This window comes from Brevibacillus parabrevis (assembly GCF_022701015.1).
Lineage (GTDB): Bacteria > Bacillota > Bacilli > Brevibacillales > Brevibacillaceae > Brevibacillus > Brevibacillus parabrevis.
In genome coordinates, this window is the sequence record NZ_CP064090.1 from 3,068,407 (window position 1) to 3,092,362 (window position 23,956).

Sequence of the window (23,956 nt, forward strand, 5' to 3'; positions counted from 1 at the left end):
CTGGCCTTATTTCTTTCCGAAGCCGAAGGGGAGATTCAATTTCAGTTGAAGCTTCAGCTCTTCGTTTTGCAGGCTGATTCCTTGCACCTGAATATTCGGGGAGATCAGCTCGGGGTAGAAGCCGAGGTCGTACGTCTTTTCCATTTCGTCGACAGTTGCTTGCGGCAGGGCGAACCCGTCGAAATAAAGCTCCGTGATGTGGAACTTCAACTGGGTAGGAGAGACAAGCTCGTAGTTGCCGACCAGCCGAAGCTCCATGTGGTCATACGTGCCTTCGACAGTCAGCTTGTCGTTTTCAAAAGAAAAACGGGATTGCTTGAACAATTCGTCTTTTTGCATCAAAAACTGGTTGAAATCGCTCTGCTTGATCGTCAACGTGTGCGAGAAAAAGCCGTCGGACTGAATCCGGTCAGGCGTAGCCAACTCCGGTACTTGCACCATCACTTTGGCCAGCATGCCAAAAAACGTCTGGAAAGCGGGCAAGCCGCGTTTTTCCCAATCATTGATCAGATGATCCATCAGCGCTTCCACGGTGGTAGGATCGTCAAGCTTTTGCACGTTTTTTTCTTTTTCCGCCTGAATGGCGATCATCTCCGCCAGTTGCAGCTCGTATTTTTTGCGGAGGTCCTGGAGCAGAGTGAGTCGTGCTTGCTTGTCTGTCTGCATCGTGGCAAGCTTCACTCGCTCGGCGTGGTACGTCTGGAGCCGATTCATATCATACTCGTACACGAGCTGGTAGAAATCGAACATCAATAAAAACTCATTGAAATTTTCCGCATTGAGTAAAAGCGTGAGAAGATTGGCGCGTTCACCCATGTAATAAGCCCGTGCCACCTCGCCGGCATGGCGCTGCATCGCTTCAATCACCAGCTTTTGGCGTTGCAGGTCCAGATCGATTTGAGCGATATCCCGATAGGTTCGCGTCTCTTCATCCTTGAGCAAGGTGAGAGTTCGCTCCAGTTCTTTTTGGGTAAAATGCTGCTGCAAGATCAACTGCTCCAGCGGAATTGCAGTCTCTTCCTGGGCGAACACAGTCAGCGGACATACAAGCAGGAACAAGACGAGCAAAAATTTACGCATGTTTTCACCTTTTGCTTTCATGATGGAAGTCGCTTGCCTTTCCACATTGTATGACTTCTTTTTCGTATTATAGCCTTATCAGGTTGAATTTGGATAGCAGGAGAAGAGCCCATGGATATAAACGCTATGATTCGCCGTGAAATGGAAAGCCAGGAGGGAGGCGCGATCCCGTTCGCACGCTTTATGGAACTGGCCCTCTACCACGACTCCTACGGCTATTATATGTCGGACTTGCCCAAGGTAGGCAAAGATGGCGATTTTTTTACCAGCGCGACCGTACACGCTGTCTTCGGGGAAACATTGGCGGATGCCGTGATAAAGCTGTGGAGCACCGCGGCGATTGAGCAGCCTGTGCTCGTTGAAATCGGAGGCGGGACTGGCTCCTTGTGCAAAAGCATGCTTGCCCGCATACAGGAAGCAGCGCCAGATGTGTACGCCAAGCTTACGGTTGTGTTGATAGAAGCAAGCCCGTATCATCGCCAAAAACAGCAAGAGGCCCTTTGCGAGCACGAGGTGCGCAAAATATGGTATTCGTCACTGGAAGAAGCAGCGCAAGCAGGCGGGCTAGAAGGAGTGATCGTGTCCAATGAATGGCTGGATGCTTTTCCCGTCCACTTGGCGCAAAAGACGAAAACGGGTTGGAAGGAAGTAGCGGTGACATGCGAGGAGGGGCAGTTCACGGAGGTGCTGCAAGAGCCGGGAGCCACGCTTTTGAACAGCCTGACAGAAATCGAGGCTGCTACCGCGATGCCAAACGGGATGCGCATCGAAGTGAATCTCGCGTTGGAACAGGCGGCGCAGCAGGTCGGACGCCTGCTTGCCAAAGGATATGTCATAACGATCGATTACGGCGACAGACAAGAGGAGTTGTATCATGCCAGCCGGAAAAACGGGACACTGATGTGCTACTACCGCCATCAAGCCCACGATAATCCGTACATTCACGTCGGCGAACAAGATATAACGGCGCACGTCAATTTTTCCGCATGGAGCCGTTTTGGCGAAGCGGCGGGGTTGCGAGAGGTTTTGTATATGCGCCAGGATAAATTTTTGCTCCAGAGCGGTCTTTTGACCAAAGCGGTCGTCCATCACGATACAGACCCGTTTACAAGTGTCGCGATGAAACGCAACCGGGCGTTGTTGCAGTTGATTGATCCTGCCGGGCTGGGCGGACGGTTTCGAGTCATGATCCAGCAAAAAGGCGTGGAGAACAGCCTGGATACGGCAAGCTTTTTCAGGTCGTTTGCATAAAAAAAGATGCTCGCAGATGAGCATCTTTTTTTCTTACATCATCAGTTGCATGAAAGCGTGTTCTTGCGGGCCTACAGGCATTACGAAGAACGTGTAGTACGTGAACCCTACAAAAGACAGGAACATGAAGCCGAAAAAAATGTTCAGATACACTCGCTCAGTCAGGCTCATGTAGCTCAACGCTACGAAGAATGCTGTAAGACCGAAGAAGATGAGCGACATTGGGTACAGACCGCCCCAGAACGCCATCAGCGCGATAACGATGGTCCAGAAACCAAGCACGCGATACATACGATCCATTTGTTGTCCCCCCTTTTTGCCTAGATCGGTAAGATTTACAAGATTCCTACCCCATTATAAAGGACAGGCGAAGACGTGTAAACGATAAAGGTATGACGGATTTGGGGCGAAGGAAAACGCTTCAAATCACCGTCCGGGTGAGGATCATTCTCAATAATGGATAACCGTATAGTTGCACGATTTGCAGCCCCTGATCATCGAGCCATCCTCACGTAATTCAATCTTCCCTAAGTACGTTTCGAATATTCCCATGAGCAGAGCGTTATGCATCTCGCAAACCGCGCGCGGATATTTTTTGGCCGTGTCGGAAAACGTGCAGTTGTTTACACGAAAACGAAGGGTGCCTTCGTCCAGCTTTTCAATATCGGGTTTCAATCCCTGAGCAACGACGAGTCGATGGATCAGGTTCAATTTCTCTTCCAAAGTAGCCGTTTGCAGATTCAATCCGCTTTGGACAACCGCCCGTTTCGCCATCTCTGTACCAATGCGATGCCCCATATTGATCAGAGCGGCTTCGCCCGCCTCGCCGAGCGACAGCAGGCTTTCGATTGCGATATCGGCCAGAAGCTGATAGTCGCGAGGTGGGAACTGGAGGCTCACCACCTGTTCAGACAGGGAATACAATCGACTGGGACGTCCACCTTTGCCACTTTTGTCCGAGACGGCTGTGAGCAAATTCACGTCCTCCAGCTTTGTCAGATGCAGGCGGGCCACATTCGGATGGATGGAAAAGTGGTCTGCGACATCCTGGACAGTGATTGGATCTTTGCTGTACGCGACAAATTGGTAAATGGAGAAGCGGGTGGGGTCTGCCAAAGCACTGGTTAACTTATGCGCGTCGTGGTCCATGCCGGATACCCCTTTCTCAAGTGACAAACCGTGTTCCATATTTGTTTGAAAAAATTTCACATCCACATAAGTGTATCCGATTTTGTTTGGCTTGTTAAGGTGGCAGTGTGCTATAACAACACATCCCCCAAATTTTCTGCCTAGTTTTTAGATTAACTACTATTGACATAGTGTTTATTGTAGATTTATAATCCAAAGTAAGGAAAGAATTTTTATTAGCTTACTTTTTGTGAGTTAATAGCTCAAAGCAATTGCATCCGGCAATTGGCAAAAGAGCATACAGAAACACCAAGAATACACGAAACCAAATGGGTATAGATGAGATGGAGGGGTAACCGATGGCAGTTGCTGAACGTACTCAAACACAAAAATTAACGTTTTTCACGTATCCGAGCTGCACATCCTGTCGCAAAGCCAAAGCATGGCTGGCAGAGAATGGCGTCAATTACGAAGAGCGTCACCTGTTTAAAAACCCGCCGACAGCCGAAGAGCTGCTCGACATCATCAAAATGACGACAAACGGACTGGACGAGATTTTGTCCACGAGAAGCCAACGCTTCAAAAACTTGGACGTCGATATTAATGACATGTCTGTCAAAGAGTTGCTGGAGATGCTGAGCGAAGAGCCGCAGCTTCTGAAGCGCCCGATTTTGACAGATGGCGAGAATTTGATTGTCGGCTTCAATTCTTCCGCGATGAAAAACTTGTTGTCCTGAAAAGGAGGAGGCATACTGCCTTCTCTTTTCTTTTTTTAACCGCATCCGATATGATTTTGTCGCGCAAACCAGTAAAATAAAGCAAACAAAATCGAAGCAAAGGATGAGATTGCGCTCATGGATACCGTACTGCTGCAAAAAGAAGCGGGCATTGCCACGATTACGCTGAATCGGCCGCACGTACATAACGCGGTCAGCATGGAGCTGGTCGACGAGCTGCACCATGTTTTGGCGGACTGCCAGGCAGATTCGCAGGTGAAGGTGCTCATCATTACAGGTACAGGCAAAAGTTTTGTCTCCGGGGGAGACTTGAACCAGTTTATCGCGGCGCGCGGATATGATCAGGCGTATCCGCTGCTGAGCAAGGTGGCGGGACTGTTGTCTGCCATCGACACGTTCACCAAGCCTGTCATTGCCATGATCAACGGCGCTGCTGTCGGAGGCGGATGCGAATTTGCAGGCGCTTGCCATTTTCGCTTCGCCAGCGAGCAGGCGCGGTTCGGCTTTGTGCAGATCGGCATGCATATTACGACAGGCTGGGGCGGGGGAAGCAGGCTTCTCGACATGCTCCCCGAGTCGAAAGCGTTGGCTCTTTTGCTGGCGGGAGAAAGGCTGACGGCGCAAGAGGCCAAGTCGTACGGCTTCGTGGACGAAATCTACCCGCACGATCAGCTGCAAGCGGCTGTGCACGCGTTCGCGAAAAAAATCGCCGCGCAGCCGTTGGAAGGGATCGAAGCGTACATGCAGCTCGTTCGCTGGAAGCGGGAAGGAATCGTGCGGGCCGAGCGCATCGAGCGCGAAGTGGATCAATGCGCAAAACTATGGGGAAGTCCGGCGCATGTCGCCGTCGTGGAAAAATTTCTGAACAAGCAGTAACCGCCCGCCAGATGGTTCTTCTCGTTTAAACATTTATTTGCTTGGACATACTTTTTCTAGTAGAAAGCGATTCTACAAGAGTAGGGAAAAGCATAGGATGAACTACATCATCCTTTTTAAAGGTAACGGGAGGGACTCATATGGTAGCTTCCAGACAAGACGCATGGACCGAAGATGACGATCTCGTGTTGGCGGAAGTCACCTTGCGCCACATACGCGAAGGCGGTACACAACTTGCCGCATTTGAAGAAGTGGGTCAAAGGTTGGGCAGGACAGCAGCTGCGTGCGGATTTCGCTGGAATAGTTGCGTGCGCAAACGTTACGATGCGGCAATCTCGATAGCCAAAAGTCAGAGACAGCAATTGAAGAAGATGGGCAGGATTCAAACGCCAGCTACCACTGTGGAGACAGAGGCTGTTTTGTTGCCGCAAAGGCAATTGCCGCCTGCTGTTGCCGAGATGCAGGCTTCTGAACTGGAATCAGTGGAAGAAGAGCAAATCGAATCGGTTATTCGCATGCTCGTCAACCAGAAGGAAATGGCAAGGCGCTTGCGACAACTGGAACAAGAGTTGGAAGGCAAAGATTTGGAGTTAAAAGAATTGAAGGATGCGCATGAGCGAGCCAAAAAAGAACTGGAGCAGGTGCAGGGAGTAAATGACGATTACCGCGCGCTTGTTCAGATCATGGATCGCGCGCGCAAGCTGGCCTTTTTGCAGGAAGAGGAGTCCTCCAAAGCTATTTTCAAAATGGATGAGAACGGCAACCTGGAGCGAGTGGAAAAATAAATGCTGCGCAGCAAACAAAAAAAGAAGCGGTTACATTCCGCTTCTTTTTTCTGTCCTGTCCAAAGGAAGAGCTAGTCTTGCAGCTCCACATTCTCTGGCAACCAGACGTAAGGGTTTTCGCCGCGATCGCGCATCGGATTGTATTTGACAGGGGTAAAGCCCATTTTCAGCCAAAATTCGTCCGCACGACAGCGGGAGTTTGTTTTAATAGGAGCGCCAAAGCTTTTTGCGTGGTTAACCAAAGCCGTGCCGTAGTCTTTGCTGCGGTAATCAGGCAGGACTTCAAGCTTCCACAGCTCGTAGTAATCTTGGGCTGGTTGGAAATAACGGTCGTATTTCCCGTCGATTTTATAGAGGCTCATGCGTGCTACCAGAAGATCGTTGTCATAAATACCGTAAAAAGGAGATTCCGAATCGTTCTCCACGATGTTCGCCTCCAGGTCTTCCTTCATCGAAAGCTCCTCCAGGCCAAATTCGCGAAACTTTTGAAATTCCTCCAGTGTCTTGTAGTTGATCTGTAAACGTCTTACTTCAAACATGGTCAGCCACTCCTCTCACAGCTCTTTGCCTTGGCCGGCTTAGGCCACTCCCCTTTATTATACACCATGATCGGATTTTCCGAAGCGTTTTCTTTGCCGCGTTGCGGAATTGTCAGAAAGCGAAAAAAGGTTCATGGAAAAAATTTAAAAATTCTTTCTAGAACTATGTTCATTCTCATGGCAAAATAGAAGTAAGCATCACATGAAACAAACCGAGCAAACAATTTGGAAACGCTTTCGATTGGAGTCGGTTTGTCAAAGAGGGGAGCGTTGCCATGCGTAAGGTATTGATCGCAAACCGTGGTGAGATTGCCAGAAGAATTATGCGCACCTGCCGCGAAAAAGGAGTCGCAACCGTAGCCGTCTACTCGGATGCCGACCGCGACCTGCCGTTTGTCCGTGAAGCGGATGAAGCCGTCCATATCGGCCCGCCGCCAGTGCCGCACAGCTACTTGAACGTAGAGGCTATCATCGCGGCGGCGAAAAGCACGAATGCCGATGCCATTCATCCCGGCTACGGACTGCTTTCGGAAAACGAAGCGTTCGCGAGGCGCGTTCTAGAAGAAGGGCTTGTATTCATTGGACCTTCGCCCAAGGTCATCGGGCAAATGGGCGACAAGCTGACGGCCCGCAGAATCATGCAGGAGGCAGGCGTGCCTGTCGTGCCAGGCTGCGAAGATTCGCTTGCGACAGTGGAAGAAGCGACAGCGCAGGCCGCTCAAATCGGCTATCCGGTCATGTTGAAGGCCAGTGCTGGCGGGGGCGGGATCGGCATGCAAATATGCCGTGAAGAGTCGCAGCTATTGCAAGCCTATCAGTCGGCAAAGGGTCGCGCCAAAGCGTATTTCGGCAACGATGCGATGTACGTGGAAAAATATGTGGAGCGCCCGCGGCATATCGAGGTGCAGATTGCAGCCGACAACGCTGGCAATGTCATTCATCTGCTGGAGCGGGAGTGTTCCATTCAGCGCCGTCATCAAAAAGTGCTGGAAGAAAGCCCGTCGCCTTTTCTTGATCCTGCCACGAGAGAACAATTGTGCGAGGCAGCCGTCAAGGCAGCGAAGGCTGTCGGCTACACAGGGCTGGGAACGGTCGAGTTTATCGTAGATGAAAACAAAAATTTTTACTTTTTGGAAATGAACACGCGCTTGCAAGTGGAGCACGCCGTGACCGAAGAGATGACCGGATACGATTTGGTCGCTATGCAGCTGGCGATTGCCGATGGACAGCCGCTGCCAGTCGAACAGCGCGATGTTCAGGCGAAGCGGCACGCGATTGAACTGCGTGTGTACGCGGAAGACCCGGTGACGTTTTTGCCGTCGCCAGGCACGATCAGCCTGTATCAGCCGCCTGCCATGGAGCATGTGCGGATCGATGACGGGGTAGAGTCGGGAACACAGGTTACGCCTTTTTACGACCCGATGATTGCCAAAGTGATCATTTCCGGCGAGACAAGGGAAGAAGCTGTGGAGCGGGCGCAGGAAGCTATGCATCATTTTCTGATTACTGGTATTAAAACGAATATTCCATTTTTGCAGGAAGTATTGGCGGATGAACAGTTCCGGGGCGGAGACTACACCACCTGGTTTATTACGGAGCGGACAACGAAAACCAACCACAAGTAAGGAGAGGGTCTTGGATGAAACAAGTAGCAGCGAATATGGCAGGAACCGTCATTTCTGTTTTGGTGCAGCCAGGTGACACGATCAGCGAGGGGCAAGATGTCATCGTATTGGAATCGATGAAAATGGAAGTGCCTGTCCAGTCGATGGAAGCGGGAAAAGTCGTGGAAGTGAAAGCGAATATCGGTGATTTTGTCAACGATGGCGACATTATCGTCGTTCTCGAATAATTTTTTTCTTTCCAAACTGAGCGGTCGCTAGGAAAGGGGCGGGAAGATTGTGAACGTGCAAATCGTAGAGGTTGGCCCACGCGATGGGCTGCAAAATGAGAGCGTCATCGTACCCGCAGAAGCAAAAATCGAGTTGATTAAGAAGCTGATCGACGCCGGGCTTGTGCGGATCGAGGCCAGCTCGTTTGTCAATCCGCGCTGGATTCCGCAATTGGCGGACGCCGAGGAAGTTTTGCAAGGAATACTTCCAGCCAGCAAAAAGGACGTGCGCATCAGTGCGCTGGTGCCAAACGTTCGCGGGCTGGAGCGGGCGCGCCTGTGCGGCGTGAGCGAAGTTGCCCTGTTCATGTCTGCCTCGGAGAGCCATAACCGCAAAAATATTAACAAAAGCATCACGGAAACATTTCCTGTGCTGGCGGAAGCGGCGAAGGAAGCGCTCGCTCTCGGCATGCGCGTGCGCGGGTACGTCTCCACCGTGTTTGGTTGTCCGTATGAGGGAGCCGTCCCTGTTGACAACACGAGAAGAGTGACCCATGCGCTCGTCGAGATGGGCGTGTCCGAAGTTTCGCTCGGGGATACGATCGGCGTGGCAACCCCAAAGCAAGTGCACGAGGTTTTTCAGGAGCTTGTGAAAGATGTTACGACCGAGCGCTTAGCCGGGCACTTTCACGACACGCGAGGAACCGGGCTGGCGAATGTCGTCGCAGCGTTGGCGGAAGGCATCCGGATTTTTGACAGCTCCATCGGCGGCTTGGGCGGATGCCCGTACGCACCGGGGGCGGCAGGCAACATTTCGACGGAAGACTTGGTCTACATGCTGCACGGAATGGGCTATGAAACCGGAGTTGACCTGAATCGGCTGACAGAGGCAGGTGCCTACATCCAGGAACAGCTGGGCAGGGAGCTGACTTCCAAAGTTTTGAAAGCAAACCTGGCAAAGCAAAAGCAGGAGGAGCATACGTAGAGAGGAAGGGCCACATGACGATTTCCTATCGAAAAGACGGGCTGGTCGGTGTCGTGACGCTTGATCGGCCGGATGTGTTCAACTGTTTGAACCTGGAGACTTTGACGGAACTGCGCAAGCTCATCGCCGAACTTGCCCGCGATCGCAGCACGCGTGTCGTCATCGTCACCGGGGCGGGAGACAAGGCATTTTGCTCCGGCGCGGATTTGAAGGAACGGCGAGGCATGTCGCCCGAACAGGTGGAAGTGTACATTCGGACGATTCGCGACACGTTCAGCGAGCTTGAAAAACTGCAAAAGCCGGTCATTGCTGCCCTCAACGGTTTGGCGCTTGGCGGCGGTACGGAGCTGGCGCTCGCCTGCGATTTGCGAATCATGAGCGAGCAGGCGCAAATGGGCTTGACGGAAACCTCTCTCGGCATTATCCCGGGAGCGGGCGGCACGCAACGGCTGCCGCGGTTAGTCGGCAAGGGCATCGCCAAAGAACTGATTTTTACAGCGCGGCGCGTTTTCCCGGCGGAAGCTTTGGCGATCGGGCTTGTCAACCGCGTCGTGCCGCACGAGCAACTGATGAATGTGTCCATGGAGCTGGCAGCGCAGATTGCGAGCAATGCTCCGCTGGCGCTGGCCCAGGCCAAGTTTGCCATCGACTGCGGCAGCGAAGTAGAGCTGGCAACCGGATTGATGATGGAGAGCAATGCGTACCAGCTGCTCGTTCCGACCAAGGACCGTTTGGAAGGACTGGCAGCTTTTGCAGAAAAACGAAAACCGATCTATCTCGGAGAGTGACGAGGGGGAGTAGCCGATGACCAAGCATTTGGAAGAGACGTTGCAGGAGAAGATCGCGCATATCAAGCAAGGTGGCGATGCCAAATACCACGAAAAGCTCAAGGAGCAGAACAAGCTGTTCGTGCGCGATCGGCTGAAGCTGTTGTTCGACGATGAGTTCATGGTCGAGGACGGGCTGTTCGCCAATGTCATGGCGGGAGATTTGCCTGCGGATGGCGTCGTGACTGCGATTGGAAAAGTAAACGGCCAGACGGTATGCGTCATGGCCAATGACTCTACGGTCAAAGCAGGCTCCTGGGGCTCGCGGACGGTAGAAAAAATCATTCGCATCCAGGAAACGGCGGAAAAAATGCGCGTACCGCTGATTTACCTCGTGGACTCGGCAGGCGCTCGCATTACCGACCAGTTGGAAATGTTCCCCGGCAGACGGGGAGCGGGACGCATTTTTTACAATCAAGTGAAGCTGTCCGGCAAAATTCCGCAAGTCTGCATTTTGTTCGGCCCATCTGCTGCGGGCGGCGCGTACATCCCGGCTTTTTGCGACATTGTGATCATGGTCGACAAAAACGCGAGCATGTACCTCGGCTCGCCGCGCATGGCGGAGATGGTGATCGGGGAAAAGGTGAGTCTGGAAGAGCTGGGCGGCGCCCGGATGCATTGCTCGGTGAGCGGCTGCGGCGATGTGCTGGCAGCAAACGAAGAGGAAGCGATTCAGTCTGCGCGCACCTACTTGAGCTTTTTCCCGGCGAACTACAGCGAGCAGCCTCCGCTCCAGGCGGCAAAAGCGCCGATCGAGACGGCCAAAGACATCACTACTATCGTACCGGAAAACCAAAATGCCGCGTTCAACATGCACGATCTCATTCAATCGCTCGTTGATGCGGATTCATTTTTCGAGATCAAGAAGCTGTTCGCCCAGGAGCTGATTACGGGTCTTGCCCGTCTGGATGGCAAGCCGGTCGGGATCATCGCCAACCAGCCACGGGTCAAAGGCGGCGTCCTGTTCGTCGATTCCGCCGACAAAGCGGCGCGCTTCATTACTTTGTGCGATGCGTTTGGAATCCCGCTGCTGTTTTTGGCCGACGTCCCAGGCTTCATGATCGGCACCGCAGTAGAGCGGGCGGGCATCATCCGTCACGGGGCGAAAATGATTTCCGCTATGGCCGAGGCGACCGTACCGAAAATTTCCGTGATTGTGCGCAAGGCGTATGGAGCCGGACTGTACGCCATGGCCAGCTCGGCGTTTGAACCGGACGCGTGCATTGCCCTGCCTGGAGCGCAAATCGCGGTCATGGGCCCGGAAGCTGCCGTAAACGCTGTGTACAGCAACAAAATTCAGGCGATCGAGGATCCGGCAGAACGTCAGGCGTTCATTCAGGAGAAGCGCAAGGAATACCAGGAGGACATCGACTTGTATTTGCTGGCTTCCAACCTGATCGTCGACGCGATTGTGCCGCCGAGCGGTTTGCGCCATGATCTGATTTCGCGCTACGAGATTTACAAGGGGAAACGGCAAGTTTTCTCTGACCGCAAGCATCCCGTTTATCCTGTATAAATATTCGTTGAGACTGTCGCTATCCCGCGGCAGTCTTTTTTGAGCAGATTGAAAACGGCGAGCAGTTGACCGCTTGAAAAACAAAGGAACGTGGCTGATAGAAATTTTTCGATAATTTTGATCTTTTTTGTTCCAATCAATTGAACAATCTCCTAAACTCTGCTATTCTTATAAAATAAGTATTGATTAATGTAGGTGAACAAATGCAACCCGATACAAGCGCTTTGCAAGTGGTTGTCGTTGGCGGAGGTTCCGTTGGTTTGCTGTATGCAGCAAGGCTTGCGCTCGCTGGTCAGTCCGTGACCGTCGTAACGCGCAGTTCACTACAGGCGAATCAACTCATGGAGCAAGGACTGTGGCTCCACAGTCTGGACGGCCAAAAAAACAGAGTAAACGTACAAGCCCAACCGATTGCAGATGGATTGCCGGAAGGGAACTTGTATTTGCTCACTGTCAAACAGCCCGATTTGCCCTCGCTACTCCCGGCTCTTGCCGAAATCCCTCCGTACGCGCGTGTCATTGCCTTGCAAAACGGCATGGGACACCAGGAATTGCTCGCATCTGTACTGGAGGATGCGCAATGCTACTTCGCCATTCATACAGAAGGAGCCAGAAGACATTCTGCTACGGAAGTGGAGCATACCGGAACAGGGACGCTTCGTGTTGGTCCCTGGCAGGAAAAGGCAGACCGCGATGCTTTGATTGACGCATTCGTCACATGGGCAGTCGAGGCAGGCATCACAGCGCTTTATGAAAAAGCAATCGAACCGCATGCGTGGAGAAAGCTGTTGGCCAATGCCTTGATCAATCCGCTCACGGCATTGTTTGAGATTCCGAATGGCGCCCTCCTCGACAGTTCATATACGCAAGGACTGATGCGTGATTTATTTAATGAAGCTGTGGAGGTAGCTGCTTTTTCCGGACAGAAAATCGGCGATCCCGAATGGCAGGAAATTGTCGCCATTTGCCGAAATACTTCCCGTAATCTTTCCTCCATGCTTCAGGATGTGAAGCGGCAAAAACCGACGGAAGTGCAAGCAATCAACGGCTACCTCGTGAAGCGGGGAAAAGAAGCCGGGATTCCTACTCCGTTGCACGAAACCTTGCTTCGCGTCATTCTTCTCAAGACAAGCATGGGAATAGGGAAGGAGGGGAGGCGACAGTAGATGGCCGTGTGGACAACTTTCTGGTCCTATTTTTGGGGTACGCTGACCGTAGTGCCTTTCTTGGGGTTTCCGCTAGTTTACTTGATCGTGTACATGTGGAAGCGGAACAAGAGATTGGCCGGTCGCTGGGCGGTGAATATCACGAATTTTTTGGTGATTCGCTCCGCTGTTTCCGCATACGAACTCATCTGGCCTGAGGCGATGTCAGCCTGGTGGTGGGTGAGCTGCTTTTTCCTCGGCGCCGTTGTGCTTTTGGGATGGCTCCAGGTCAAGCTGAAAGGAAAGCTATCTCTGAAAAAGGTCGGGTTTTCCGCCTGGCGGTTGTCGTTTCTCTGGTTTGGACTTGTCTATATAGTGCTGTTTACGACCGGCATAATCAAGACGATGGGTGTCGTGTAACGCACTGACTGATACATATCGTATTTATTCCGATAAGAAAGAAGGTTGGAACTATGCGACTTCCCATCGAGAGCATCGGACATAAGATTCGGATGATTCGAAAAGAACGTGGATTTACTTTGGAGATCATGGCAGGCAAAACAGGGCTCAGCAAAGGGCTGCTCAGCCAAGTGGAACGGGGGATATCCCAACCGTCACTGGATTCTCTCTGGAAAATTACAAAGGCCCTGGAGTCTCCGATCATTCATTTCTTCGAAGACATCGACCAAAAGCAAGTACACGTGACACGTCTGCAAAAGCGCAGACAGCTGGTTTTTCCCGAATCGACCGGCACGTATTCGTTGCTCTCGATGGGAGGAAGCGCCAAGCTGGGCATGCTGGAAGTGCGTCTGATGCCGAAGGAAATGGTCACAGACAAATTCGTCCAGTCCGAAGGCGAGGAGTGCTTTACCGTCATATCGGGTAGCGTGACAGCGAGGTTCAATGATGAAGAGCACGTGTTGGAGGCGGGAGACAGCATCTCGTTTGACAGCAGCAAGTCGCACACGATTGAAAACAGCGGCGAGGTGGAAGCTGTCCTGATCTGGTCTGTTACTCCGCCGCAATTTTAAAAAGATGCCAGCTCTACACTTTGACAACCCATTTAAGCGGGTTGTCTTGTTTTTTGTGAATGCCTGGCGTGGTATAATTTGCAGTGACCATCGCCCTAAGAAAGGTGAGCTAGCATGAATGTTGAACGCGTTGCGCTTCCATTGGCAAATCGGCTGGCGCGAGAGTACCAGCAGCAAAACGAGTCTGCCCTGTCATTTTTTGCCCATAATCCCTACCGAGATCAGGCATACCGGGAGCGGCTGGAGTGGCTGTCCACCCAAACCTTCAATCGGCTCCAACTGGCGGAAGGCTTACATAACTTTAATCAGGCGATCGGAAACCACCCCGAAGCGCTGGACAAAATCGAGTTGTTGAAGCAGCAGGATACATATGTCGTCATCGGCGGTCAGCAGGCAGGCGTCCTGACAGGCCCGCTGTATACGATCAACAAGGCCGTCCATTTGATTCAGGCGGCCAAAAAGCTCTCTGCCGAGCTGCAAGTAAACGTCGTCCCGGTCTTTTGGATCGCGGGCGAAGATCACGACATCGATGAGATCGACCACGTGTACTGGACGACGGATGGCGATACGCGTCTGCACAAAGAGCGGCTGTCGCTGAAAAAGAAAGGTCGTGCGTCTGCAAGCAAGCTTCCTTTGGAAGAGGAAGTGTGTATGCAGTTCCTGGAAACGTTTTTCCAGGAACAAACCGAGACGGCGGAAACGAAAAACGTACGGGAATTGCTGACGCAAACGGCGAAAAGCTCATCCACGGTAGTGGAGTGGTTTGCGCGTCTTTTGGCGCAGTTGTTTGGCAAGCATGGCTTGATCCTTGTCGAGTCATCGCTGCCTTTTGTCCGGGAGTTGGAACGTCCCGTATTTCAGCAGGTGATCGAGAAAAACGAGCAAATGGCCCAGTTGCTGGTGCAGGCTTCCGAGCGGCTTGCCACAGCGGGCTACCCGTTGCAGCTTGAAGTCGACGAACATCAGGCCAACTTGTTTATTTATGAAGGCGAGGATCGACTTTTGCTTTCCCGCCATCTGGATCGCTTTGTCAACAGACGGCAGTCGTACAGCCGCGACGAGCTGCTTGCGCTTGTCCAGGAACAGCCGGAGCGGTTCAGTGCCAATGTAGTCACGCGCGGTCTGATGCAGGAGCAGCTGTTCCCGACGCTTGCGTTCATTGGCGGACCCGGTGAAATCGCCTACTGGGCGTATTATCGCGAAGTTTTTGCGTTGTTCGGGATGCAGATGCCGATCGTTTTGCCGCGGATGTCGATCACTTTGGTGGAAGGGGCGCATTTGCGCTTGCTGGAGGGTCTGGAGCTGTCTGTCGAGCAGGTTTTGACCGGCTTCGCCGAATGGAAAGCTGACTGGGAGAAGAAACAAGGCCCGCATCCGCTGCACGAACAATTCGCCCAAGTGCGCCAATCGATTGAGCAGCTCTACCGTCCGCTCGTGGACGAAGTGATCCGGCTGGACCCGGGAATGCGCGGGCTGTCGGAGAAAAACAGCACGCTCTTGCTCGAACAAGTCTCCTTTTTGGAGGAGCGGCTGATTCGTTCCTTGCAGCAAAAAGAAGACGTGGCCTATAACCGGATCAAGCGAATCGAGACGACGCTGTTGCCGGAGGGCGGTCTGCAAGAACGCAAGCTGTGCTTTTTCCCTTTTGCAAACAAGTACGGATTGGAATTAATTGATCGCATGGTCGAAGCGCCATTCACCCATGACGGGACTCATCAACTGTTTTTTGTCTAGAAATCGCCAAAGCCGACTGCTCGTCCTGGACGAAACGTCGGCTTTTTTCTATGAAAAACGTCTCGATGTTTTTCAGGAAATGGGATGTGCCTGCTTGGCTTGCGGTCAACAAAACGGACATGACCATTTTGGTTGTTGCACCGCTTGTGGGAAAAATTTCTAACGAATAGACCGAAACTTTTCCGACAAATTTTGCGTCCTACGAATAAGGCAATTCCTGTGAGGAAAGGTGGTACTCGAGATGCAGAACAAGTTGCGACAAGTCGGGAAAAAAGCCACTGTTTTGGCGCTTGCCTGGTCAATCGCATGGGCGGGCGCGGCATTTGGTGAGTGGAATCGGGCACAGGCCAGGGAGGAAAAACCCGTGGCTTCCGCAGGCTCTTTCCTCGACACAAAAGGACACTGGGCAGGAAAAGAGATTGAATTGGCAGCGAAAAGCGGGTTGATCCAAGGCTTTCCGGACGGCACTTTTCAGCCGGAAAAAACCGTTACGCAAGAGCAATTTCTTGCCTTGGTGGAGCGTGTGCTGCCATCCTATAGCGGATTTGAGCCTGACGCTTTTGTCAAAGAGACGTATTTGGCTCCTTCCGTAGGTCGCTGGTCAGAGCAGACGTACCGTCATTTGGCGGCAGCAGGCATTATGTCGACAGGCAAACCGACAGACGGGATGACCAGACTGGAGGCGGCCCGCATTCTTTTGGCGGCGCTCGGACATCAATCCGAAGGGGAAAAGTATCGGGGAACGACCACGCGCTTTTTCTCTGATTTGTCTACCGCCAACGAACAGGAAGTCATGACCGTGTACCCTGCGTACAAGATGGGCTTGCTCGCCGGATACCCGGACGGCTCCTTCCGTCCCAATAGTGCGATCAGTCGGGCACAGGCGGTCGTGATGCTGACGCGTCTGGACAGCAAAATCGAAGAGTTGTTCCCGGGCGAAGTGACGGCGAGCGAGAAAAAAGGGATGACCGATGCGGTATCGGCGTTTGTCCGCGAAGTAATGGAGCAAAAAAAGATCAGACGCTATGCTGATCTGCAAGCTTACGTCAAAGAGAACAAGCTGAATGTCAGCGAACCGTTTTTGCGCGAGCACTTCTCGTTTATGAAGTACGAAGTCTACGATTACGTGCGGTTCCCGCGATTTAATGAATTGATGTACTATGCCAAAATCGGCACGAACAAATACAGGCTGACCGTGCAATACTATGCGGGAGAGCTTGGCGGAAGCGTCGACAAGACCTTTTACCTGTCCTCCCAGGATGGGAAGACGTTCCGATTGATTGGGAAAGATGAATAGCGGGTGTGGAAAAGCGAAAAAGCAGGGGGCCTTCCCTGCTTTTTTTGCTGCCAGCGCTGTTGCTGTTGCCTGCAAAAGGGGCTACTGTTTTCCTTGAAGCTGACGGATGAGTTTCCGGTTGAAGGCAACGGCGTCATCAGTCGTAGTCGTGTCATTGAGCAGGAAGGTAGTCATATAAGAGGCGTTTTGATGGTGAAAGGAATAAAAGGCATACGTTCCGGAGGCGGCTTCTTTTTGCCCGTATTCGACTGTGATTCCTTCTATTTCGGCTGTCTTGGCGTCATGTAAGGAGTTTTTCATCGTGCTGATTTCCATGATGATGATTGGCCTGCCCGCGTACTCGCCATAAAAGATTTCACGCTGCTGCCGGTTGCGCATTTCCGCTTTTTGCTCGTCCGTGATTGGCAAAAGTTCTCCCTTTTCATCGGTATACACGATGGTTGCGATAGAGGGGCCAGCGATTTGTTGCCCGTTTACGATGGGCGGATAGCGAATTTCTGCATACTTGACGACCAGCTTGCCGTTTGAAGGAACAGCGATATCCATACCGATTTGCTCCTCCATCTGCTTTTCGATAGCCGAGGGAAGCGTGTTTGATTGCGGTTCGGCACAGCCGACCAGAAGCGACAGAGTCATCGCGGTACATAGCAGCAGACGTTTCATTTTCCAGGCTCCTTCCTCGCAAGGGTCTTTTTCTATATTTTACCATGAGGGCAGGGCGGGTAGATACTCTGCTCCCCGAACAAAAAAGCGTGCAAGCCTTCGAAGGGCTCTTGCACGCTTTTTTGAAGCTTGTTTTTACACCGTCTGATTACGCCCGGCACCGATTCCGCTCAGGATTACGAACAGGCTGACGAAGCAGAGGATGCTGAGGGGCAGTGTCCACGATTGCTGCCAGTCGTAGACGAGTCCGACGACAATCGGTCCTACCGCGGCCAACAAGTAGCCGATGGACTGGGCCATGCCGGACAAGCGGGCTGCCTGGCGTACGTCTTGTGCACGAATGACGATAAACGTGAGGGCGAGACTGATTGCTGCGCCTTGCGAGACGCCGAGCAAGAGCAGGCAGGCATACAGCAAGACCGTGCTGTTTCCGATCAAAAGCCCGGCGAATCCGAAGAGGGAGCAAAGCCCGATGACGGCAGCCAGCAGACGCTGATTGGACAATCGGGAAGCGATCACCGGGGTGAAAAAGCTCGCGGGCAAGCTGATGGCCTGAACAAGCGAGAGCATCCACCCGGAGCTGGCTTGGCTAATGCCGTGCTGCTGCAAAATAGCGGGCAGCCAGGCGATCGTGCAATAAAACAAAAAGGATTGCAGCCCCATGAACAGCGTAATTTGCCAAGCGAGCAGGGAACGCCACAGCCCTGGCTGCTTTTTTTGCCCGGCGTGTTTGACAGAAGCACTTCCGGCAGAGCGAAGCTGCGGAAGCCAGACAGCGATGGCGAACAGGACGGGAAGCGCCCAGGAAAAGAGCGAGCCTTGCCAGCCCCAATTCCCTGTACTGGCGAGCGGAATGCTGATGCCGGAAGCAAGCGCGGCGCACATGGACATCGTAGTCGTGTACACACTGGTCATCAAGCCGGCTTTTTGCGGGAAACGCTGTTTGACCAGCCCCGGCAGCAGCACGTTGCAAATCGCGATGCCAGCTCCCACCAACGCGGTTCCGGCAAACAAGGTGAAGACGTAGCCGGACGAGCGCAAAATCAGGCCGATGAGAACGACAAGCAGTCCGGCAAAAAGTGTTCGCTCTGAGCCGAGCCGATGCCCGATCCCCGGAGCCAGAGGGGAGAGCAGCGCAAAGGCGAGCAAAGGAACCGTCGTCAACAACCCGGACATGCTGTTGGACAGCCCGAGATCGCCTTGAATGGAGCCGACCAACGGCCCGACGGCAGTCAACGGTGAGCGCATGGCGAACGTAATCAGAATGATTCCGGCGATGATCAGAAACGGTTTGGGGGTGGCTGGCTGCGCGTTGCTTTTCGCAGTTGCCAATGCTGTCGGACTCATAGGTCAAGACTTCCTTTCTGTATCTGTTCCAAAAGAGCGGTTTTGCTTGCTTGAATCAGGCTCCTTGCCGCTTCCTCGGCTGCGTCTGCATTTTGCTCCGCAATCGCTTGAACCAGCGCTCCATGTGTCTGCGCCTGTTCGTCCATCAACTCTTTTACATCGACTGTACCGCCTACGGACATGTGCAGCGACTCGGTCATTTGCTCGTACAGATCGATCATCACGCTGTTGTGGGTCGCGCGGGCAACCGCGATGTGGAACGCGACATCCGCCGAGATATAGCCCTGGGGATCGTGCCTGAGCGAGAGGGACGTGTCCAGCTTTTGCCGGATCGTCTGCAAATCGGCTTCTGTCCTGCGGCTTGCCGCCAGTCTGGCGATCTCGCGCTCCAGTCCGTAGCGCACCTCCAAAATTTCCAGTAAAGTCGAGCGCTTGAGCCGACGCTGCATCGCCGCGCCAAACTCGCTCGCTGCGCGGACGTACGTGCCGTCCCCTTGCCGCGCTTCGAGCATGCCAGTGTGAATCAGTGCCTGTACCGCTTCGCGAAGCGTATTGCGGCTGATGCCTAGCTGTTCGACCAATTCAGGCTCAGGCGGGATGCGTTCCCCGACCTTCCAGCTGCCAGACTCGATTCGTTCGACGAGCTGCTCCGCGATTTGCTTGACGAGCGAGGAACGAACGGGTTTTTGCAATGTCATGAACGAAACCTCCAAACATCCGATGATTGGGAATGTCGTCATTGTAGCACGGAGAAAGCAGGTGCACAAGATTCATAAGCTAGGAAACTGTTTAAAGCGAAAAAAAGACAGGCGCTTCTCCCGGAGCGGAAGAGGCAGCCTGTCGCTGCTGTTGCGAAAGTCATGTTTTTGGATCATCAAGCTTTTTGCTTTTGTTTTTGCCAGACGAGCAAGACGGCAGCGATCACGAGCGGGTACAGCGCAGACCAGCCGAGAAACGGGTACAGGCCGACGGTGAAAACAAGCGACGTCCAGGCAGCCAGCCGCCCGAAGCGATGGTCGCGCAAAAGCCGCACACCAGCGAGACAGCCGCCGATGTAAGTGGCGAAAAAAGTCGCGTTGGGCAGTTCGATCAGTCGTGCCAAATCAATCAGTCCGAGGTACAAAACCGTCAGCACGACAACAAAGCAGAGGGAGAGAAACAAAAGCCCGCCGAGCGGTGTCCGGTATTTGGCGTGCAGCAGCCCGAACCAGCGCGGAGCGATCTTTTCCTGCGCCAGAGAATAGGCGATGCGCGACGCTGCGCCGATGTAGGCGTTGGTCGTGGCAATACAGATGAACAAAGCCGTCACCGCAACAATCCAACCGCCTAAAGGGCCGAGTGTGAGCTGAACCATGACAGAGAGCGCAGCAGCCGAGATGCCTGCCCCGTAACTGTGGGTGGCTACGGTCATGAACGCTACGGAAAAGTACAGCAAGGCGACGATTCCGGCGCTCCACAGCACACCGCGAATGGCATTTTTCGCCGGATCGACAAATTCTTCCGACAAATGCGTAACCGCCTCCCAGCCGATAAAGCACCAGAATAACAGACCTGCCGCCTGGATGACGCTCAGCCAGCCGTTGGGAACGAAAGGGGTGAAGTTGCTGACGGAAGCGTGGGGCAGGGCAGCGACTACGGCCAAAATCAGGATGGCGATAATCAGGGAGACGACGATGGTCTGGACGCGTGCCGCTACGTGCATTCCGAGAATATTCATGATCACGACTGCGGTCAAAATCAGTGCCGCAGCGGTGTAAATTTGCGTGTCGCCCCAGCCGAGCAACAGGGCGAGGTAGTTCGCTCCGGTCACGCCGAGGATCGGGGCGCCGATAGGCACAGATAATAGAAAGAACCAGCCGACGATATTGCCGAAACGATCGCCGTAAGCCGTGCGGACAAAAGTGGAGACGCCGCCGGAGCTTGGATAGCGGGCAGATAGCAGTCCCATCGTAATCGCCATCGGCAAAACGAGAATCGACATGACCAGCCAGGCGAGAATCGAGGCTGGGCCTGCTTTTTCCGCTGCCAATCCGGGAATCAGCAAGACCCCGGACCCGATGACAGCGCCGATGTACAGGGCGACGATTTGCGGCAGCCGCAACGTTTTGGCCAAGCCCGCAGTTTGCGCAGTTGCTTTTTCCATGAATGTTCCCTCTCTTTATGTTCGGTTGTTTGTAGAGGTAGTGTAGCATAGACATTATCATCGGAGTTATCTATAATATTAGATAATTGAAATCGGATTTTTCGATGAAAAAGGAGGGAGCCGTTCATGGATACGCGCTACTTGCTGACGTTCCGCGAGGTGGCAAAATGCCAAAGTTTTACCCGGGCCGCAGAGGTGCTGGGCTACGCGCAATCAAGCGTCACGACGCAGATTCAGAACCTGGAGGCGGATTTTGGAGTGACGCTGTTTGAGCGGTGGGGGCGGAAAATCAGGCTGACCCACGCTGGAGAAGCGTTGCTTGCGTACAGTGAACAGCTGTTGGCCGTTCTCGATGAAGCGAGGGCCAACTTGTCCGAGCAGGCTCAGTTGGCTGGCACGCTGCGCATCGGAACGGTTGAATCGCTTGCGGCGTTTTTTCTGCCTCCTTTCCTGCAAAAATTTCGCCAAGAACACCCGCGCATGCGGATTTTGCTGAAGCCGGGAATTTGTCATGACTTGCGGCAAGGCGTCAAGGAAGGGCATCACGACTTTGCCTTTGTGCTGGATTGGCTGCAAGACCATCCCGAGCTGGTCAACGTGAATCTGGGGGAAGAAAAGCTGGTCGTCATCGCTGCGCCCAACCATCCGCTGGCACAGGTAGAAAAGATCGAAGCGCGCGATTTTATCGGAGCCAACTGGATTTTTACCGAAGCAGGTTGCAGCTATCGCTCGATCATGGAATCGGTTTTGCGCGATGCCGGGGCTGCGATCGAGTCTTCCTCCGAGTTCGGGAGTCTGGAAGCGATCAAGCAATGCGTCGCATATGATTTAGGGATTGCGCTCATCCCTGCTATCGCGGTTGGCGAAGAGGTGAAAAACGGAACGCTTGTCATCCTGCCTTTTTCCCACCCGGATGTCCGCGTTTACCGACAGTTGGTCTACCATAAGAAAAAATGGATGCCGCAAGCTTTGCTGCGCTTCCTCGAACTGTTGACGGCGAGTGCTCCGCCGCAGCCGCTGCCAGGAAAAAGCGACTTGCCCGCTGCGCGCTAGGGAAGCGGCGAGACGATACGCTTACAAGCGATGTGCGACAAAATTGGCGGGAATAGGAAAAACAGATGATGGTTGTACTTGCGTATGATATGATAGACAAGGTTGTGTTATGAGATAAAGGAGGTTACCCATACATGAACACGGTTTCGGAAAGCATTGTAAAAGACATGTCGCTTGCCCATAGCGGCCATTTGAAAATTGACTGGGTAAAAGAGCATATGCCAGTTCTTAACCGCATTCGCGAGCGCTTCGAAAAAGAGCAGCCGTTTGCGGGACTGAAAGTGGCAATCTCCTTGCACCTGGAAGCAAAAACAGCTTACCTGGCAAAAGTGGTGCAAGCTGGTGGCGCAGAAGTGACCATCACTGGCTCCAACCCATTGTCTACCCAAGACGACATTTGCGCGGCTCTGGTTGAAGACGGCATTCGCGTTTTTGCGAAGTACAATCCAGACCCTGCTGAATACAAAGAGCATCTGATCAAAACGCTGGAAACTCGCCCTGACCTGATCATTGACGACGGTGGCGACCTGGTGACCATCCTGCACAGCGAGCGCCGCGATCTGCTGGCTCAAGTGCGCGGTGGGGCAGAAGAAACGACAACAGGTATCCTGCGCCTGAAAGCACTGGAAAAAGAAGGAAAGCTGGAGTTCCCGATGGTAGCGGTGAACGACGCTTTCTGCAAATATTTGTTTGACAACCGCTACGGTACAGGCCAATCCGTATGGGATGGCATCAACCGCACGACAAACCTCGTAGTAGCAGGCAAAACGGTCGTTGTTGCTGGCTACGGCTGGTGCGGCAAAGGGGTAGCTATGCGCGCGAAAGGTCTTGGCGCGAAAGTAATCGTAACCGAGATCGACGCGATCAAAGCGGTAGAAGCGTACATGGATGGCTTCGAAGTGATGCCGATGAGCGAAGCTGCAAAACACGGCGACTACTTCGTGACCGTAACCGGAAACCGTGATGTAATCCGCAAAGAGCATTTTGAAGTGATGAAAGATGGCGCAATCTTGTCCAACGCTGGCCACTTCGATGTCGAAGTGAACAAAGTCGAGCTTGGCGCTTTGTCGACATCAAAACGAATCGTGCGCAAAGACATCGAAGAATTTGTCATGGCAGACGGTCGAAAACTGTACCTTCTGGCAGAAGGCCGCCTCGTAAACCTGGCAGCAGGCGACGGTCACCCAGCTGAAATCATGGACATGACATTCGCGCTGCAAGCTGTTTCCTTGGCGCACGTCAATGAACAGTACGAGCAAATCGGCAAGAAGGTACTGAACGTGCCTTACGAGCTGGATGCCATGGTTGCTCAGTACAAATTGGAAGCATTGAACATCGGTATCGACAAATTGACCGATGAGCAAAAATCGTATCTCGATAGCTGGGTCGAATAAGACGCGAAACCCGTCCTTTCCCGGCAAAAAAATCAGCGAAAAAATCCTGCTTACAAACGCAGGATTTTTTTTTATAATAGCAAGTAGGCGACAAGGTGGGGAAAAGTGGGGGAAAGTGGAGCCACAGGACAAGAAAGTGGGGGACCAGGGCGTGTTCATGGGGGAATACCAGCATAGCATCGACGAAAAAGGCCGCCTGACCATCCCTGCGAAATTCCGTGAAGGACTCGGAGCTTCCTTTGTCATTACCCGCGGACTTGACCAATGCTTGTTCGCTTATCCGCTGGAAGAGTGGAAGCAGCTGGAGGAAAAGCTCAAGACGCTTCCTTTCACCAAAGCAGATGCACGCGCTTTTACACGGTTTTTCTTTTCCGGTGCAACCGAATGCGAGTGGGACAAGCAGGGAAGGGTAAACATACCGCCCAATCTCCGCGAGCATGCGGGCATGCAAAAAGAATGTGTGATCATCGGTGTGTCCAACCGCGTAGAGGTGTGGAGCAAAGAACGTTGGGAAGATTATTTCGCCCAGTCGGAAGGCTCTTTTGGAGAAATTGCTGAGAAACTGGTTGATTTTAATTTGTAGCAGCGAGAAGA

The 23,956-nt window shown here is 53.0% G+C and carries 25 protein-coding genes; 17 read left to right on the top strand and 8 right to left on the bottom strand.

Annotation, left to right across the window (positions count from 1 at the left end):
• Nucleotides 1-6: 6 nt before the first annotated feature.
• The gene (locus IRJ17_RS14675) at nt 7-1,080 is read right to left on the bottom strand and encodes a coiled-coil domain-containing protein (protein ID WP_173597026.1); all 1,074 of its coding nucleotides are present in this window, start codon (nt 1,078-1,080) and stop codon (nt 7-9) included.
• 111 nt (nt 1,081-1,191) lie between these two features.
• On the opposite strand from IRJ17_RS14675, the gene IRJ17_RS14680 reads away from it, so the two are divergent.
• On the top strand, nt 1,192-2,331 hold the full coding sequence (locus tag IRJ17_RS14680; RefSeq protein WP_242770956.1) for a class I SAM-dependent methyltransferase: 1,140 nt from the start codon (nt 1,192-1,194) through the stop codon (nt 2,329-2,331).
• Nucleotides 2,332-2,364: 33 nt separating this feature from the next.
• Here IRJ17_RS14680 and IRJ17_RS14685 read toward each other — a convergent pair whose 3' ends face one another.
• Together IRJ17_RS14685 and IRJ17_RS14690 are read right to left on the bottom strand one after the other, a co-directional pair.
• Complete coding sequence (locus IRJ17_RS14685) at nt 2,365-2,631, bottom strand: DUF2626 domain-containing protein (protein ID WP_063229689.1); 267 nt, start codon at nt 2,629-2,631, stop codon at nt 2,365-2,367.
• Nucleotides 2,632-2,781: 150 nt separating this feature from the next.
• Nucleotides 2,782-3,480: a helix-turn-helix transcriptional regulator gene (locus IRJ17_RS14690; protein ID WP_122964979.1), complete on the bottom strand. Its 699-nt coding sequence runs from the start codon at nt 3,478-3,480 to the stop codon at nt 2,782-2,784.
• A 338-nt stretch (nt 3,481-3,818) separates the two neighbouring features.
• On the opposite strand from IRJ17_RS14690, the gene IRJ17_RS14695 reads away from it, so the two are divergent.
• The 3 genes from IRJ17_RS14695 to IRJ17_RS14705 all read left to right on the top strand — a co-directional run bounded on the left by IRJ17_RS14695 (nt 3,819) and on the right by IRJ17_RS14705 (nt 5,857).
• Entirely contained in the window at nt 3,819-4,196 is a 378-nt protein-coding gene (locus IRJ17_RS14695) for a Spx/MgsR family RNA polymerase-binding regulatory protein (protein WP_063229687.1), read from the top strand.
• Between the two features lie 117 nt (nt 4,197-4,313).
• Nucleotides 4,314-5,072, top strand: a complete 759-nt coding sequence (locus IRJ17_RS14700) for an enoyl-CoA hydratase/isomerase family protein (protein WP_242770958.1) — start codon at nt 4,314-4,316, stop codon at nt 5,070-5,072.
• A 140-nt stretch (nt 5,073-5,212) separates the two neighbouring features.
• Nucleotides 5,213-5,857: an RsfA family transcriptional regulator gene (locus IRJ17_RS14705; protein ID WP_242770962.1), complete on the top strand. Its 645-nt coding sequence runs from the start codon at nt 5,213-5,215 to the stop codon at nt 5,855-5,857.
• 71 nt (nt 5,858-5,928) lie between these two features.
• On the opposite strand, the gene IRJ17_RS14710 is transcribed toward IRJ17_RS14705, so the two are convergent.
• A complete protein-coding gene (locus tag IRJ17_RS14710; RefSeq protein WP_063230368.1) occupies nt 5,929-6,396 on the bottom strand; it encodes an N-acetyltransferase in 468 nt (155 codons plus the stop codon).
• Nucleotides 6,397-6,671: 275 nt separating this feature from the next.
• Here IRJ17_RS14710 and IRJ17_RS14715 point away from each other — a divergent pair, with 275 nt between their 5' ends.
• The 10 genes from IRJ17_RS14715 (at nt 6,672) to IRJ17_RS14760 (ending at nt 16,762) form a co-directional block, all read left to right on the top strand.
• Nucleotides 6,672-8,021, top strand: a complete 1,350-nt coding sequence (locus IRJ17_RS14715; protein WP_122964983.1) for an acetyl-CoA carboxylase biotin carboxylase subunit — start codon at nt 6,672-6,674, stop codon at nt 8,019-8,021.
• A gap of 14 nt (nt 8,022-8,035) precedes the next feature.
• Nucleotides 8,036-8,248 (top strand): biotin/lipoyl-containing protein, encoded by a 213-nt coding sequence (locus IRJ17_RS14720; protein ID WP_122964984.1) that lies wholly within the window; start codon nt 8,036-8,038, stop codon nt 8,246-8,248.
• Between the two features lie 49 nt (nt 8,249-8,297).
• Nucleotides 8,298-9,212: a hydroxymethylglutaryl-CoA lyase gene (locus IRJ17_RS14725; RefSeq protein WP_242770964.1), complete on the top strand. Its 915-nt coding sequence runs from the start codon at nt 8,298-8,300 to the stop codon at nt 9,210-9,212.
• A gap of 14 nt (nt 9,213-9,226) precedes the next feature.
• Nucleotides 9,227-10,000: an enoyl-CoA hydratase-related protein gene (locus IRJ17_RS14730; RefSeq protein ID WP_242770966.1), complete on the top strand. Its 774-nt coding sequence runs from the start codon at nt 9,227-9,229 to the stop codon at nt 9,998-10,000.
• A 16-nt stretch (nt 10,001-10,016) separates the two neighbouring features.
• Nucleotides 10,017-11,555 (top strand): acyl-CoA carboxylase subunit beta, encoded by a 1,539-nt coding sequence (locus IRJ17_RS14735; protein ID WP_122964987.1) that lies wholly within the window; start codon nt 10,017-10,019, stop codon nt 11,553-11,555.
• Between the two features lie 203 nt (nt 11,556-11,758).
• Nucleotides 11,759-12,721, top strand: coding sequence for a ketopantoate reductase family protein (locus IRJ17_RS14740; protein ID WP_173597030.1), 963 nt, complete (start codon nt 11,759-11,761; stop codon nt 12,719-12,721).
• Nucleotides 12,722-13,120: a DUF3397 domain-containing protein gene (locus IRJ17_RS14745; protein ID WP_173599293.1), complete on the top strand. Its 399-nt coding sequence runs from the start codon at nt 12,722-12,724 to the stop codon at nt 13,118-13,120.
• Between the two features lie 53 nt (nt 13,121-13,173).
• Complete coding sequence (locus IRJ17_RS14750) at nt 13,174-13,731, top strand: helix-turn-helix domain-containing protein (protein ID WP_122964990.1); 558 nt, start codon at nt 13,174-13,176, stop codon at nt 13,729-13,731.
• Nucleotides 13,732-13,845: 114 nt separating this feature from the next.
• Nucleotides 13,846-15,465 (top strand): bacillithiol biosynthesis cysteine-adding enzyme BshC, encoded by a 1,620-nt coding sequence (bshC, locus tag IRJ17_RS14755; protein WP_242770968.1) that lies wholly within the window; start codon nt 13,846-13,848, stop codon nt 15,463-15,465.
• Nucleotides 15,466-15,706: 241 nt separating this feature from the next.
• Nucleotides 15,707-16,762 carry an S-layer homology domain-containing protein gene (locus IRJ17_RS14760; RefSeq protein ID WP_173599292.1) on the top strand — a complete coding sequence of 352 codons (1,056 nt, stop codon included), beginning with the start codon at nt 15,707-15,709 and terminating at the stop codon, nt 16,760-16,762.
• A gap of 81 nt (nt 16,763-16,843) precedes the next feature.
• On the opposite strand, the gene IRJ17_RS14765 is transcribed toward IRJ17_RS14760, so the two are convergent.
• The 4 genes from IRJ17_RS14765 to IRJ17_RS14780 form a co-directional block, all read right to left on the bottom strand.
• A complete protein-coding gene (locus IRJ17_RS14765; RefSeq protein ID WP_242770970.1) occupies nt 16,844-17,425 on the bottom strand; it encodes a hypothetical protein in 582 nt (193 codons plus the stop codon).
• A gap of 135 nt (nt 17,426-17,560) precedes the next feature.
• Nucleotides 17,561-18,772, bottom strand: coding sequence for a CynX/NimT family MFS transporter (locus IRJ17_RS14770; RefSeq protein WP_242770972.1), 1,212 nt, complete (start codon nt 18,770-18,772; stop codon nt 17,561-17,563).
• Nucleotides 18,769-19,470: a FadR/GntR family transcriptional regulator gene (locus tag IRJ17_RS14775; protein WP_122964995.1), complete on the bottom strand. Its 702-nt coding sequence runs from the start codon at nt 19,468-19,470 to the stop codon at nt 18,769-18,771. The genes IRJ17_RS14770 and IRJ17_RS14775 overlap by 4 nt, the downstream gene beginning before the upstream one ends.
• 176 nt (nt 19,471-19,646) lie before the next feature.
• Nucleotides 19,647-20,915: an APC family permease gene (locus IRJ17_RS14780; RefSeq protein WP_242770974.1), complete on the bottom strand. Its 1,269-nt coding sequence runs from the start codon at nt 20,913-20,915 to the stop codon at nt 19,647-19,649.
• Between the two features lie 126 nt (nt 20,916-21,041).
• Between IRJ17_RS14780 and IRJ17_RS14785 the strand changes: the two genes are divergently transcribed.
• The 3 genes from IRJ17_RS14785 (at nt 21,042) to mraZ (ending at nt 23,945) form a co-directional block, all read left to right on the top strand.
• A complete protein-coding gene (locus tag IRJ17_RS14785) occupies nt 21,042-21,968 on the top strand; it encodes a LysR family transcriptional regulator (protein WP_122964997.1) in 927 nt (308 codons plus the stop codon).
• Nucleotides 21,969-22,102: 134 nt separating this feature from the next.
• Entirely contained in the window at nt 22,103-23,362 is a 1,260-nt protein-coding gene (locus tag IRJ17_RS14790; RefSeq protein WP_122964998.1) for an adenosylhomocysteinase, read from the top strand.
• A 151-nt stretch (nt 23,363-23,513) separates the two neighbouring features.
• A complete protein-coding gene (gene mraZ, locus IRJ17_RS14795; RefSeq protein ID WP_063230384.1) occupies nt 23,514-23,945 on the top strand; it encodes a division/cell wall cluster transcriptional repressor MraZ in 432 nt (143 codons plus the stop codon).
• Nucleotides 23,946-23,956 lie beyond the last annotated feature (11 nt).

What these genes read in the sequence shown, in the direction of transcription:
- IRJ17_RS14785 (WP_122964997.1), top strand. Translation starts at nt 21,042, where the DNA reads ATGGATACGCGCTACTTGCTGACGTTCCGCGAGGTGGCAAAATGCCAA.
- IRJ17_RS14770 (WP_242770972.1), bottom strand. Translation starts at nt 18,772, where the DNA reads ATGAGTCCGACAGCATTGGCAACTGCGAAAAGCAACGCGCAGCCAGCC.
- IRJ17_RS14730 (WP_242770966.1), top strand. Translation starts at nt 9,227, where the DNA reads ATGACGATTTCCTATCGAAAAGACGGGCTGGTCGGTGTCGTGACGCTT.
- IRJ17_RS14685 (WP_063229689.1), bottom strand. Translation starts at nt 2,631, where the DNA reads ATGGATCGTATGTATCGCGTGCTTGGTTTCTGGACCATCGTTATCGCG.
- IRJ17_RS14750 (WP_122964990.1), top strand. Translation starts at nt 13,174, where the DNA reads ATGCGACTTCCCATCGAGAGCATCGGACATAAGATTCGGATGATTCGA.
- IRJ17_RS14745 (WP_173599293.1), top strand. Translation starts at nt 12,722, where the DNA reads ATGGCCGTGTGGACAACTTTCTGGTCCTATTTTTGGGGTACGCTGACC.
- IRJ17_RS14710 (WP_063230368.1), bottom strand. Translation starts at nt 6,396, where the DNA reads ATGTTTGAAGTAAGACGTTTACAGATCAACTACAAGACACTGGAGGAA.
- bshC (WP_242770968.1), top strand. Translation starts at nt 13,846, where the DNA reads ATGAATGTTGAACGCGTTGCGCTTCCATTGGCAAATCGGCTGGCGCGA.
- IRJ17_RS14790 (WP_122964998.1), top strand. Translation starts at nt 22,103, where the DNA reads ATGAACACGGTTTCGGAAAGCATTGTAAAAGACATGTCGCTTGCCCAT.
- IRJ17_RS14775 (WP_122964995.1), bottom strand. Translation starts at nt 19,470, where the DNA reads ATGACATTGCAAAAACCCGTTCGTTCCTCGCTCGTCAAGCAAATCGCG.
- IRJ17_RS14680 (WP_242770956.1), top strand. Translation starts at nt 1,192, where the DNA reads ATGGATATAAACGCTATGATTCGCCGTGAAATGGAAAGCCAGGAGGGA.
- IRJ17_RS14695 (WP_063229687.1), top strand. Translation starts at nt 3,819, where the DNA reads ATGGCAGTTGCTGAACGTACTCAAACACAAAAATTAACGTTTTTCACG.
- IRJ17_RS14780 (WP_242770974.1), bottom strand. Translation starts at nt 20,915, where the DNA reads ATGGAAAAAGCAACTGCGCAAACTGCGGGCTTGGCCAAAACGTTGCGG.
- IRJ17_RS14765 (WP_242770970.1), bottom strand. Translation starts at nt 17,425, where the DNA reads ATGAAACGTCTGCTGCTATGTACCGCGATGACTCTGTCGCTTCTGGTC.
- IRJ17_RS14740 (WP_173597030.1), top strand. Translation starts at nt 11,759, where the DNA reads ATGCAACCCGATACAAGCGCTTTGCAAGTGGTTGTCGTTGGCGGAGGT.
- IRJ17_RS14690 (WP_122964979.1), bottom strand. Translation starts at nt 3,480, where the DNA reads ATGGACCACGACGCGCATAAGTTAACCAGTGCTTTGGCAGACCCCACC.
- IRJ17_RS14720 (WP_122964984.1), top strand. Translation starts at nt 8,036, where the DNA reads ATGAAACAAGTAGCAGCGAATATGGCAGGAACCGTCATTTCTGTTTTG.
- IRJ17_RS14735 (WP_122964987.1), top strand. Translation starts at nt 10,017, where the DNA reads ATGACCAAGCATTTGGAAGAGACGTTGCAGGAGAAGATCGCGCATATC.
- IRJ17_RS14760 (WP_173599292.1), top strand. Translation starts at nt 15,707, where the DNA reads ATGCAGAACAAGTTGCGACAAGTCGGGAAAAAAGCCACTGTTTTGGCG.
- IRJ17_RS14715 (WP_122964983.1), top strand. Translation starts at nt 6,672, where the DNA reads ATGCGTAAGGTATTGATCGCAAACCGTGGTGAGATTGCCAGAAGAATT.
- IRJ17_RS14705 (WP_242770962.1), top strand. Translation starts at nt 5,213, where the DNA reads ATGGTAGCTTCCAGACAAGACGCATGGACCGAAGATGACGATCTCGTG.
- IRJ17_RS14700 (WP_242770958.1), top strand. Translation starts at nt 4,314, where the DNA reads ATGGATACCGTACTGCTGCAAAAAGAAGCGGGCATTGCCACGATTACG.
- IRJ17_RS14675 (WP_173597026.1), bottom strand. Translation starts at nt 1,080, where the DNA reads ATGCGTAAATTTTTGCTCGTCTTGTTCCTGCTTGTATGTCCGCTGACT.